This window comes from Chryseobacterium nepalense, from assembly GCF_023195755.1.
GTDB classification, from domain to species: domain Bacteria; phylum Bacteroidota; class Bacteroidia; order Flavobacteriales; family Weeksellaceae; genus Chryseobacterium; species Chryseobacterium nepalense.
In genome coordinates this window covers 1,352,507-1,364,586 of the sequence record NZ_CP096203.1, presented here as the reverse complement: position 1 = coordinate 1,364,586, position 12,080 = coordinate 1,352,507, and the positions used below count along the sequence as shown (strand labels likewise).

The 12,080-nt window shown below is 38.5% G+C and carries 10 protein-coding genes; 6 read left to right on the top strand and 4 right to left on the bottom strand.

Features of this window, described 5'->3' with window-relative positions; genetic code table 11:
* Positions 1–85 precede the first annotated feature (85 nt).
* The 4 genes from M0D58_RS05750 to M0D58_RS05735 form a co-directional block, all read right to left on the bottom strand.
* Positions 86–2,347: a glycoside hydrolase family 3 C-terminal domain-containing protein gene (locus M0D58_RS05750; protein WP_248394185.1), complete on the bottom strand. Its 2,262-nt coding sequence runs from the start codon at positions 2,345–2,347 to the stop codon at positions 86–88.
* Positions 2,348–2,572: 225 nt separating this feature from the next.
* A complete protein-coding gene (metQ, locus tag M0D58_RS05745) occupies positions 2,573–3,379 on the bottom strand; it encodes a methionine ABC transporter substrate-binding lipoprotein MetQ (protein ID WP_248394184.1) in 807 nt (268 codons plus the stop codon).
* A gap of 174 nt (positions 3,380–3,553) precedes the next feature.
* A complete protein-coding gene (locus M0D58_RS05740) occupies positions 3,554–4,210 on the bottom strand; it encodes a methionine ABC transporter permease MetI (protein WP_248394183.1) in 657 nt (218 codons plus the stop codon).
* Positions 4,203–5,231 carry a methionine ABC transporter ATP-binding protein gene (locus M0D58_RS05735; RefSeq protein ID WP_248394182.1) on the bottom strand — a complete coding sequence of 343 codons (1,029 nt, stop codon included), beginning with the start codon at positions 5,229–5,231 and terminating at the stop codon, positions 4,203–4,205. Before M0D58_RS05735 ends, M0D58_RS05740 begins: the two co-directional genes overlap by 8 nt.
* 440 nt (positions 5,232–5,671) lie before the next feature.
* Between M0D58_RS05735 and M0D58_RS05730 the strand changes: the two genes are divergently transcribed.
* The 6 genes from M0D58_RS05730 (at position 5,672) to M0D58_RS05705 (ending at position 11,913) form a co-directional block, all read left to right on the top strand.
* Positions 5,672–6,601: a ring-cleaving dioxygenase gene (locus M0D58_RS05730; protein WP_248394181.1), complete on the top strand. Its 930-nt coding sequence runs from the start codon at positions 5,672–5,674 to the stop codon at positions 6,599–6,601.
* Between the two features lie 75 nt (positions 6,602–6,676).
* Positions 6,677–6,970, top strand: coding sequence for a GNAT family N-acetyltransferase (locus M0D58_RS05725; RefSeq protein WP_248394179.1), 294 nt, complete (start codon positions 6,677–6,679; stop codon positions 6,968–6,970).
* A gap of 30 nt (positions 6,971–7,000) precedes the next feature.
* Positions 7,001–7,954, top strand: a complete 954-nt coding sequence (locus tag M0D58_RS05720; protein WP_248394177.1) for a VOC family protein — start codon at positions 7,001–7,003, stop codon at positions 7,952–7,954.
* Between the two features lie 3 nt (positions 7,955–7,957).
* The gene (locus M0D58_RS05715) at positions 7,958–8,578 is read left to right on the top strand and encodes an alpha/beta hydrolase (protein ID WP_248394175.1); all 621 of its coding nucleotides are present in this window, start codon (positions 7,958–7,960) and stop codon (positions 8,576–8,578) included.
* A gap of 45 nt (positions 8,579–8,623) precedes the next feature.
* Positions 8,624–8,971: a cupin domain-containing protein gene (locus tag M0D58_RS05710; RefSeq protein ID WP_248394173.1), complete on the top strand. Its 348-nt coding sequence runs from the start codon at positions 8,624–8,626 to the stop codon at positions 8,969–8,971.
* Positions 8,972–10,302: 1,331 nt separating this feature from the next.
* Positions 10,303–11,913: a Na+/H+ antiporter gene (locus tag M0D58_RS05705; RefSeq protein WP_248394172.1), complete on the top strand. Its 1,611-nt coding sequence runs from the start codon at positions 10,303–10,305 to the stop codon at positions 11,911–11,913.
* Positions 11,914–12,080 lie beyond the last annotated feature (167 nt).

The window sequence follows — 12,080 nt, the reverse complement described above, 5'->3', positions numbered from 1 at the left end:
ATAATCTCATTTGATACTATTAAATAATAAAAATGCCCGGATAAATTCCGGGCATTCACGTTTTAGAAATATAAATAAGGTAAAACTACTTTAAAGTAAACTTCACTTTGGTTTTAATAGCATCGGAAGCATTACCGATTAAAGCCTCAAAATCTCCCGGTTCTGCTACCCAGTCGTGTTTATCGGCATCGAAGAAGCTTAATGCTGTTTTGTCGATGGTAAAGGTTACTTCTTTTTCCTCTCTAGGGTTCAGGAATACTTTTTCAAAACCTTTCAGTTCTTTAGCAGGACGCTGAACAGATGATTTCAGATCGCTGATATACAACTGTGCCACTTCGGCACCCGCTTTTTTTCCTGTATTTTTAACCGTTACTGTAAAAGTAATTTTGTCATCCTGTGCCATTGTTTTTTTATCCGCTTTTGCTTTTCCGAATTCAAAAGTCGTGTAGCTTAAGCCATGTCCGAAACTGAATAAAGGTTTGATTTTTTTCGTATCGTGCCATCTGTATCCTACCAGAATACCTTCGTTGTATTTGATATTGATCGGGTTTTTCTGGTCTTTTCCTTTTCCTGCAGCCAATTCTTCCTTATTCCCCGGATATTCTCCCATCTGATGTGCTGCATTATCTTCAAGTTTTACAGGAAATGTAAACGGCAGTTTTCCGGAAGGGTTCGCATCACCAGCCAAAATTGCGGCTAAAGAATTTCCGGCTTCAGAACCAAGATACCACGCCTGAACAATTGTCGGAACATCCTTTACCCACGGCATTGCCACGGCATTTCCGGAAACCAGAACTACGGCAAGGTTTTTATTGGCTTTTGCCAGCGCAGAAATGACTTGATCCTGATTGTATGGCAGTCCGTAGCTTTTTCTGTCATTTCCTTCACTGTCTTGGAAATCAGCTTTATTCAGTCCGCCAACGAAAATTACGTAATCAGAAGATTTTGCCAGTGCTACAGCTTCTTCCAGAAGAGCTTCTGGAGACCTGTCTTCCTTCAGGTTTTGTCCGGACTTTACCCCGTTGTATTCACCGCCGATATCTCCTACATAGCCTCTTGCATACTGCACATCTGCCTGTTTCCCGAATCTCGCTTTAATTCCTTCCAAAGGAAGCGTTTCATATTTTACTTTCAGGGAAGATGAACCTCCTCCTACGGTCATTATCTTGATGGCATTTTCACCAATAACGGCAATTTTTTTAGCTTTATTGATGTCAATCGGAAGAACATTTCCCTGATTTTTAAGCAATACAATTCCCTCTTCACCGATTTCTTTAGCAACGGCTTTATGTTCTTCAGAAGCAATATTCCCGAAAGGTTTATTCCTGTTCATGGTGGTTTTATAGGCAAGACGTAAAAGTCTGGTCACTTTATCGTCAAGCTCTTTAGTTCCAACTTTTCCTTCTTTAATCAATTTTAAATAAGGCTGGGCCAGATAATAATTATCATAAGCATTGGAATGCCCGTCCGATAAACCGTTGGTCCAGCTTCCAAACTCCAGGTCAAGGCCGTTGTGAATCGCCTGTTCGGTATTGTTTACCGCACCCCAGTCTGAAACAACCACACCTTTATAATTCCATTCTTTTTTAAGGATGTCATTCAGAAGATATTGGTTTTGGCTGGCGTACTGTCCTTTGTACATATCATAAGCTCCCATAATTGTCCAGGAGTCTCCTTCGGTTACAGCTGCTTTAAAAGGGGGTAGATAAATTTCATATAATGTCCTGTCATCTATGATCACATTGCTGGTATGACGGAACATTTCCTGATTGTTCAGGGCGTAATGCTTCACGGAAGTTGCTACACCGTTCGACTGCACACCTTTAATATAAGGCACCACCATTTTTGAGGTTAAAAAAGGATCTTCTCCCATATACTCGAAATTTCTTCCGTTGAGTGGCGTTCTGTAAATGTTGACACCAGGTCCCAGAAGAATGTCTTTTTTTCTATAGCGGGCTTCTTCACCCAATGCTTTACCGTAATTCCACGACATGTTTTTGTTCCACGTTGCGGAAAGTGCTGTTAAGGCAGGGTAGGCGATGATTGAATCATTGGTCCAGCCGGCCTGATCCCACTCGTCCCATTTTACTTCAGAACGTACTCCATGAGGGCCGTCGGTTGTCCAGAATTCAGGAATTCCCAGTCTTGGTACTCCGGGAGAGCTGAACTTGGACTGTGCATGAAGCATCGCAATTTTTTCTTCAAGCGTCATTTTGGACAGAGCATCCTGAATACGCTGTTCAACAGGTTTCGATTCGTCTAAATAAACGGGAATGGTATTATTTTGAGCCATATACGAAGCAGAAATAAAAGTAAATAAACTTACAATGGCGGTTTTCTTTAACATAAAAAGCCTTTTTAGATTAAAAACAAAAATAGGAATTTTTTTTATTATCTCAAATTGAGAAAATGTAATTTCGTGAAATTGGTTATTTCTCACCATTCACTTAAAGAGAACAAAAAAGCATCATTCCGTTGTATAGAATGATGCCGCAAAAATATATAAATAACAAAAATCTCTTAGCAATAACTAATTTCTGTGAAATGCATTAATATTAAACTTTTATCATATTTAGTTCCAGCCTTTAACGGCACCACCTTTAAAAATTTCTTCTGCTTTTTTTTCTACCTCATCAGATTCGTAAGCTTTTACAAACTTCTTCACTTTTTCAGAATTTTTATTATCCTCTCGTGAAACAATCACATTCACATAAGGCGAATTTTTATCTTCCTTTAAAATTCCCTGCTTTTCTGCATCCAGTCCGGCCTGTGCTGCAAAATTATTGTTAATGATCGCCAGTACAACTTCCTTATCATCCAATACTCTCGGTAGCTGTGGTGCTTCAATTTCGATAATTTTCAACTGCTTCGGATTATCAGTAATATCAGTGACTTTTGGTAATAAACCGATTCCGTCTCTCAGTTTTAGCAAACCATTTTTTTGTAACAGCAATAAAGAGCGGCCGCCGTTGGTTGGATCGTTCGGAATAACAACCGTACTTCCATTCTGCAGCTCGCTGATGTTTTTTATTTTTTTGGAATAGGCAACGATCGGGTAGACAAATGTATTTCCCACTACGGCAAGTTTATACCCTCTCTGTTTGGACTGCTCACTCAGATACGGGACATGCTGAAAAGCATTGGCGTCGATATCCCCGTTGTTCAGGGCTTCATTGGGAATGACATAATCGTTGAAGGCAACCAGCTCCACATCAAGGTTGTATTTTTCTTTGGCCACTTTTCTGGCAGTTTCCGCAATTTCCTTTTCCGGTCCGGAGGTAATACCTACTTTAATCGAATTGGGATTGTCTTTCCCGGAATTGCAGGCTGACAGTAATAATCCAACAGTTATCAGTCCTAAAATCTTTATTTTTTTCATTGTAAATTATTTTCTTTTTTAAATGGTAAGAAAGCGAAAATCACGGAACGGTATTAATCTCAGGATGCCCCGGAAATTCGCCTTTTACCATCAGTGACAAAGTTTTGCAATGCCACCACACTATTTCACATTCACATTATATTATCTTAAATTTGAAGGACAATTATTATCCTTTTATCGATGATCAAACCGTTTAGCCAGTCGGTCACCAGAAAATTGGATGATAAATACAATCGCTACCAATAAGGCAAGTACAAGGTTCATAATGACCGCATCATAGCCGATATAGCCGTACTGATAGCCGATCTGTCCGAGTCCTCCGGCTCCCACCGCTCCACCCATTGCAGAATAACCCACTAACGTTATCAAAGTGATTGTTGCGTTGTTGATTAAAGAAGGCAGTGCTTCCGGGAGGAGAATTTTCCTGATGATCTGAAACGGGCTGGCTCCCAATGCTCTGGCGGTTTCTATTAATCCGGCAGGAACTTCCAGCAGGCTGTTTTCAACCAGTCTTGCAATAAATGGTGCTGCCCCGATACTCAGCGGAACCAATGCTGCATTAACACCAATAGATGTTCCTACCAGGCTCCTGGTGAAAGGAATCATCCAGACAATCAGAATAATAAAGGGGATTGAACGGAAGATATTGACCAGCACCGATAAGATTTTGTTATAAATCCTGTTTTCCAAAAGCTGTCCTTTTCTAGTCAGAAATAATAAAATCCCAACCGGCAGTCCCAAAACAAACCCAAAAAATCCGGAAACAAATGTCATGAAAACCGTCTCCCAAACTCCTTTTGAAAGGAGCGTAATTATCGTGTCACTAAGCATAACCTCTTACTCTGTTTTGGATTTTATTCTGGTTTAAATAATAAATGGCCTGCTGATTTTCTTCTTCATCACCCTGGAGTTGTAGAAGAAGTCTACCAAAATTTGTGTCTCCCAGATATTCTACGTCTGCCTTTAAAACTTTATAAGGAATCTTATATTTATCGTATACAATGGAAAGAAGTGCTTCAACGGAAATATCTTCATTCACTTCTACTTCTATAAGGGGAAAAAGCCCTTCCTGCGGTTCTTTTTGCAATTTTTTACTGAGTTCCTGCGGTATATTCATAACACCTGAGTTTAAAAATTTTTTGATGATGGGTTGATCTTTTTGTGTAATAATTTCACCTAAAGTTCCTTTTGTAATAAGTTTTCCTTTGTCTATAACAGCAACATGGTCGCAAATCGTCCGTATGACTTCCATTTCGTGGGTAATCAAGAGAATGGTAATGCCGAGCCTCTGATTAATATCTCTTAGCAGCTGCAAGATTGACCATGTTGTTGCGGGATCCAGTGCACTGGTCGCTTCATCACAGAGCAGGAGATAAGGATCGTTGGCAAGTGCTCTGGCAATAGCTACTCTTTGTTTCTGACCTCCTGAAAGGCTTTTAGGATAATCATTGGCCTTATCTTCAAGTCCTACAATACTTAGAAGCTCATTAACTTTTTTACTGATTGCTTCTTTTTTTACGCCATCAAGTTCTAGCGGTAAAGCAATATTTTCAGAAACAGTTCTTGATGAAAGAAGGTTGAAATGCTGGAAAATCATTCCTATTTTTTTTCTTTCCTTTGCCAGCTCTCTGGATTTTAGTCTGGTAAAATCTTTTCCGTTAATGATGATTGCACCTTTATCCGGTTTTTCAAGCAGATTTACCGTTCTGATCAGAGTGCTTTTCCCCGCTCCGGAAAACCCTATAATTCCTACAATATCGCCCTTTTCTATATTCAGGCTGATTTGGTCCAGTGCCTTAAAAGACTGATTTTTCTGATGGAAGGTTTTTGATATATTTTTTATCTCTATCATAATTACGATGCTTCATTAAACAAAAAAAGGCTCTACAACGTGGTAAAGCCTTTAAAATATGTCATATAAAAGTAAGGTCAGTCACCACAATGCTCTATTTCAGGCATACAGCAATACTTCATCATTATTCTGATGGTATGCTTGATGATGAAAATATTTTTCAAACCTGTATTCATTGTTTTTATCTTCTGATTACGGTTGCAAATATAAAACATAAATTTTCAATAGTCTACTAAAAAAGTAGGGTTTTTACAAAATATTTTTTAATCGAATTTTAATATATTGATTTTTAATGGTTTATTTTTACTAAGCTAAATTTAGCCCTCTAATTAATTTAAAATAATAACTTAAAATGATATTTAGGATAATATCATTTATTAAACTAGTTAAATGTGCAGGATTTTATAAGCTCATACATTTGTCATATAAAATTAAACAACATGAACAATAGAATTTTAGGGCTGCACCATATCACTGCGATCGCAGACAACGCCAAAAGAAATTTAGATTTTTATACTCAGGTATTGGGGGTAAGACTGGTTAAGAAAACTGTCAATTTTGATGATCCCGGAACCTACCACTTTTATTTCGGAAATGAAGAAGGAACACCCGGAACTATTCTGACCTTCTTCCCGTGGGAAGGAATAGGAAAAGGAACAAACGGAGCGGGATTGGCCACGCACATCGGCTATTCAATTCCCAAAGGAAGTATTGATTTCTGGAAAAACAGACTGCAGCAGTTTAATGTAAATGCGGAAGAGGGAGAAATATTCGGTGAAAAACTGATTTCATTTAAAGATCCGGATGGTTTACAGCTGCAGTTTATCGAATCTTCCACAGATGAAAGAAAAGTCTGGACAACAGAAGACATCAAAGAAGAAAATGCTTTGAAAGGATTTCACAATGTAACGCTTTCATTAAAAAAAGCAGAACCCACCATAAAAGTTTTAACGGATATCTTCGGATATGATCTCCAGAAACAGGAAGGTGAAAGATACCGTTTTGCTACAGATGCAGTTGAAACTGCCAACCGGGTTGATATTATTGAAAATGATAAATTGTTATTGGGAAGGAATGCGGCAGGAACCAATCACCATGTTGCTTTCAGAGTGAAAGATGATAATGTGTTGATGGAATTCCGTGAAAAAGTCCTTTCCGCAGGTTTGAATATCACTCCGAAAATCGACAGAGATTATTTTTATTCACTGTATTTCCGTGAACCGGGCGGTGTTTTATTCGAAATTGCTACCGATAATCCTGGATTCACCGTAGATGAACCTTTAAACGAGTTGGGAACAAGCTTAAAACTTCCGAAACAGCACGAGGGTTTACGTGAAAAAATAGAAGAGGCATTGCCGAAGTTATCATAGGTCATCAGCCATTTTCAGCAAACACAGTAATTTAGCAATTAGCAATTAACCAACAACCAACAACCAACAAACATTATGGAAACAACGAAAGTAGTTTTAGGAAACGTAAGAGGAGAAATACAGCTTTTTTCAGACGAAAACAAAGCCGGAAAAATGGATATTTCAGTAATGGGAAACAAATTGACCGTTTATCACACTGAAGTCAGCGAAGAATATGCAGGAAAGGGTTTTGCCAAAATATTATTGGATAAGCTGGTTTCGTATGCAAGAGAAAATGATCTTAAAATCGTACCGTTGTGTCCGTATGTTCATGCCCAGTTCAAAAGAAATCCGGAATTGTACAACGATGTCTGGCTAAAAGAAGAATAATTATTAACCTTAACCTTAATCTCAACAACCATGAAACTGATCACAGGACTTCATCACGTTACAGCCATCACAGGCGACACACAAGAAAATATAGACTTTTATACCGGAGTATTAGGACTTCGGCTGGTTAAAACAACGGTTAATTTCGATTATTCCGATGTATACCATTTTTATTTCGGGGACGAATTCGGAACTCCGGGAACGATTATGACGACTTTTCCCTACGGAAAAGGACTGGTAAATGGAAGGCACGGAAAAGGTATGCTGAATACAACAGCGTTTTCCATATCCATGGATGCACTGGATTACTGGATGAATCGCCTGAATCAGTTTAATATCCCTTTCAAGCAGCCTCAGCAAAGATTCTCAGGTGAAGTATTTATTTATCTTGAAGATTTTGATGGACTCGGACTGGAATTGGTTTTTAATGATAAGGATGATCGTAAAGGATACTACAATCATTTTATCCCAAAAGATTTTGCCATTAAAGGAATTCACCATGTGGAAATATGGCTGGATGCTTATGAAAGAACTGCAGCGCTGCTCACAACCCAGATGAATCATCAGCTTATTGCGGAAAGTTCAGACAGGTTCAGATACGCCGCGGAAGATGCTCCGGGAAAATATGTAGATCTTGTATGCACCCCGAATGCTTTGAAAGGACTTGCCGGAAGAGGAACGGTTCATCACGTTGCCTTCGCTACACCAGATGCACAAACCCAGCTTGAGATGATTGAAAAACTCAATACATTCGGATTGGAACATACTGAAGTGAAAGACCGTAAATATTTCACTTCCGTATATTTCAAAGAACCGGGTGGTGTTTTGTTTGAAATTGCTACTTCAGGTCCGGGATTTGATGTGGATGAGGAACTCGCTTCATTGGGTGAGCATCTCAATCTTCCTCAACAGTTTGAAGAAAAAAGAGAACATTTAGTAGAAGTTCTTCCGAAATTTAATTATCCAACAGAAAAATACAGATAAGTCATGGCTCATATTTTAGATATAAAAACAGCAGGAAAACCATTGAATGAAGCAGAAAAAGTTCTGATTATGGTGCATGGAAGAGGTGGAAGCGCACAGGATATTTTAAGCTTGTCGCAATATTTAAATGTGAAAGATTATGCATTACTGGCTCCTCAGGCCACAAAAGGAAGCTGGTATCCGTTTTCCTTCATCGCTCCGGTGGAACAGAATGAGCCGTGGCTCTCTTCAGCCATTGAAAACATAGGCAAAACCGTAGAAAAAGCTTTAGCTGAGGGTATAGAGCCGGAAAATATCTACTTCTTCGGATTTTCACAGGGAGCCTGTCTTACGCTGGAGTTTTTAGCAAGAAATGCACAGAAATTCGGAGGGGCGGCAGCCATTATCGGTGGAGTAATTGGTGAAAAGATCAACAGAGAAAATTACAAAGGAGATTTTGCACAAACACCTGTTTTGTTAGCAACCAGCAATCCGGATTTTCATGTACCGGTAGAAAGGGTATATGCAACGGCTAATATTCTCCGGGAAATGAATGCTGATGTTACCGAAAAAGTCTATCAGAATTTTGGACATTCTATCAATCAGGAAGAAATTGAACTGGCAAATTCATTGATTTTTGTTTAAATAAAGATAAAGCTATTATACTCTTTTATTTTAAATTGAAACATCATGAAAATCACAAGAATATTTAGTGATGAAGAAGGAGAATCTCATTTTGAAGATCTTGAAATTCCTTTAATTGACCAAGGTGAAATAGGATATTTATCCGAGAATTTTGAAGTTAAAAGATTACAGTTCAGAAAAGTTTCTGCAGATTACGATTACGATTTCCATCATGCTCCGCAGAAGCAATTCATTGTGCTTTTGAATGGAGGTGTTGAAATAGAAACCTCACTCGGAGAGCTTCGTCAGTTTCAGACCGGCGAAATCCTCCTGGTAGAAGACACAGTCGGAAAAGGTCATAAAACCAGAAACCTGGAAAAGAAGGAAAGAACGTCATTATTCATACATTTGTAAGAAAAAGACCGTAAGATAATAGACGGATAGAGGATAAAAGAAAAATTGTTTAAAATATGTTGAAATTCTTCCAGAATGAGACAGTTAGATAATACAATCTGTGAAACTGTAAGCAAAGCAATTGAAGGTTCTTTTAGAAATGACTTAGGAAGCTGAAGCGTAAAGAAAATTACTTTTGCGAACGTAAAGAAAATTCTACTGTCCGAAGCGCGACAAAATATAGAGCAATAGTGAACTCGCGCAAGTTTTAGAATTTTTAGAGAGCAAAAGGAATTTTTAGCGGAAGATTCCAGTCTTGAACTTTTGTTTCTTTTGTTTTAAGACAAAAGAAAAAATAACAGATAATAATTCTTTGTTTCAAGACAAAGAAATGTAATTAAAAGAAGTTGAGATTCTTTCAGAATGACACAGTCACATAATACACTCTGTCATCCTGAACACGAAGCAGTCGAAGGATCTTTATTCACAATAATATAAAAAACGACCTAGGAAACTGGAGCGTAAAGAAAATTACTTTTGCGAACGTAAAGAAAATTCTACTGTCCGAAGCGCGACAAAAATATAAAACCGAAGAACCAATAGTGAACTCGCGCAAGTTTTAGAATTTTTAGAGAGCAGAAGGAATTTTTAGCGGAAGGTTCCAGTCTTGAACTTTTGTTTCTTTTGTTTCAAGACAAAAGAAAATGTAATAAAAAGAAGTTGAGATTCTTTCAGGATGACACAGTCACATAATACACTCTGTCATCCTGAACGCGAACCAGTCGAAAGATTTTTATTCACAATAATATAAAAACGACCGAGGAAACTGAAGCGTAAAGAAAATTACTTTTGCGAACGTAAAGAAAATTCTACTGTCCGAAGCGCGACAAAAATATAGAACCGAAGAACCAATAGTGAACTCGCGCAAGTTTTAGAATTTTTAGAGAGTAAAAGAAATTTTTAGCGTAAGGTTCCAGTCTTGAACTTTTGTTTCTTTTGTTTCAAGACAAAAGAAATGTAATTAAAAGAAGTTGAGATTCTTTCAGGATGACACAGTCACATAATACACTCTGTCATCCTGAACACGAAGCAGTCGAAGGATCTTTATTCACAATAATATAAAAAACGACCTAGGAAGCTGAAGCGTAAAGAAAATTACTTTTGCGAACGTAAAGAAAATTCTACTGTCCGAAGCGCGACAAAAATATAAAACCGAAGAACCAATAGTGAACTCGCGCAAGTTTTAGACTTTTTAGAGAGTAAAAGAAATTTTTAGCGTAAGGTTCCAGTCTTGAACTTTTGTTTCTTTTGTTTTAAAACAAAAGAAATTAATATATAGAAAAATAAAAACCATGCACGAACAACTACTCCTTATACTAGGCCTACTCCTAATCGTCATGCTCCTCGTGATGCTGGCGCAACGTATAAAAATTGCCTATCCCATATTTCTGGTATTGGCAGGATTGGGCATCAGCTTTATTCCCGGCGTTCCTGTGCTAAGGCTGGATCCGGAAATCATATTCCTGATTTTCCTTCCGCCGCTTCTGTATGAAGCAGCCTGGTACACTTCATGGAACGACTTCTGGAAATGGAAAAGAACGATCGGACTGTTAGCTTTCGGTTTGGTTTTTTTAACATCACTGGTTGTGGCATTTGCTTCACAGGCTTTAATTCCGGGTTTTACCCTGGCATTGGGTTTCTTATTGGGCGGTATTGTTTCTCCTCCGGATGCCGTTGCGGCAACTACTGTTTTAAAAGGACTGAAGGTTCCCAAACGCACCATTGCCATATTGGAAGGAGAAAGTCTTATTAATGATGCTTCGTCACTTATTGTTTTCAGGTTTGCCCTCGCTGCGGTTATGACGGGTGTATTTTCTATGCAGGAAGCGACCGGGCAGTTTTTTCTTGTAGCAGGAATGGGCGTAGTGGTAGGAATTGCCGGGGCGCATGTTTTCTATGCCATTCATCGGTTTCTGCCTACAACTCCTGCTATTGATGCGGCGCTAACGGTAATTACGCCCTATATTTTATTTCTTTCTGCAGAACATTTTCATTTTTCAGGTGTTATGGCGGTGGTGAGCGGCGGATTATTCATGTCGTTCCGTGCCCATGAAATATTTAAAACCGGAACAACCAGAGTCAACATGCTGGGAGTCTGGAATACCCTTATTTTCGTGATGAATGCATTGGTGTTTGTTCTGATAGGTCTTGAGCTGCCGGATATCATCCACGGATTGGGAGAAACCTCTTTAGCGGAAGGCATAAAATACGGTCTCATCATCAGTGCTATTGTTATTGTGGTAAGAATGCTATGGATCTATCCCGTAGCCCATATCCCGAGATGGCTCAGTAAAAATATACGAAAAGATCCGACGCCGGGCTGGAAAAATCCGCTGATTATCGGTTGGGCAGGAATGCGTGGCGTTGTTTCGCTGGCAACAGCACTTTCAATTCCGGTAATGATGAATGGACAGTCGGAATTTCCCATGAGAAATCTGATTCTTTTCATCACATTTGTTGTCATTTTTGTGACACTGGTGTTTCAGGGGCTTACGCTTCCTTTAATTATCAGGCTGATTAGAATTGAAGAAATAGATCTCATTCAGCCCTCCCATGAGCAACAGGCGGGAATTCAGATCAGGCTTGATAAACTGGCGCTTAACACACTTCACGAAAAATATCAAAAGAATATTAATCGAAACAATCTTGTTGAAAACTTTAAAAATACCATAGAAAATGACATTAAGCTCCATAAGAATCATTTAAGTTCCATTGAAATGTGCACCAACAGGCAGAATGATCTTAGAGAATATCATGAAATCATGCTGGATATTTTTGCACTGCAACGGAAAGAGCTGTTTACTATGAAAAGAGAAAAGCTATACAGTGATGATGAAATCCGGAAAGCAGAGTCACAGTTGGATTTAAATGAATTAAAGATCACGGGAAGCAAGCATTTGTAGAGTAAATCGAAGGTTGAGGTTAAGGTTTAGATTAAGAAGATCCTATAACTTCAGTCTGACAATATTGTAGCGGATCTCCCTGTGCTCTTATAAGTGAACGGCTTTGTGAATCTTAAACAGAAAATATTAAAAAGAATCTTAGTCCCTTAGTGTTCAAACCAACATAA

Bases quoted from the DNA above. Each gene is read 5' to 3' on its own strand.
- M0D58_RS05750 (WP_248394185.1), bottom strand. From the start codon at position 2,347: ATGTTAAAGAAAACCGCCATTGTAAGTTTATTTACTTTTATTTCTGCT.
- metQ (WP_248394184.1), bottom strand. From the start codon at position 3,379: ATGAAAAAAATAAAGATTTTAGGACTGATAACTGTTGGATTATTACTG.
- M0D58_RS05740 (WP_248394183.1), bottom strand. From the start codon at position 4,210: ATGCTTAGTGACACGATAATTACGCTCCTTTCAAAAGGAGTTTGGGAG.
- M0D58_RS05735 (WP_248394182.1), bottom strand. From the start codon at position 5,231: ATGATAGAGATAAAAAATATATCAAAAACCTTCCATCAGAAAAATCAG.
- M0D58_RS05730 (WP_248394181.1), top strand. From the start codon at position 5,672: ATGAACAATAGAATTTTAGGGCTGCACCATATCACTGCGATCGCAGAC.
- M0D58_RS05725 (WP_248394179.1), top strand. From the start codon at position 6,677: ATGGAAACAACGAAAGTAGTTTTAGGAAACGTAAGAGGAGAAATACAG.
- M0D58_RS05720 (WP_248394177.1), top strand. From the start codon at position 7,001: ATGAAACTGATCACAGGACTTCATCACGTTACAGCCATCACAGGCGAC.
- M0D58_RS05715 (WP_248394175.1), top strand. From the start codon at position 7,958: ATGGCTCATATTTTAGATATAAAAACAGCAGGAAAACCATTGAATGAA.
- M0D58_RS05710 (WP_248394173.1), top strand. From the start codon at position 8,624: ATGAAAATCACAAGAATATTTAGTGATGAAGAAGGAGAATCTCATTTT.
- M0D58_RS05705 (WP_248394172.1), top strand. From the start codon at position 10,303: ATGCACGAACAACTACTCCTTATACTAGGCCTACTCCTAATCGTCATG.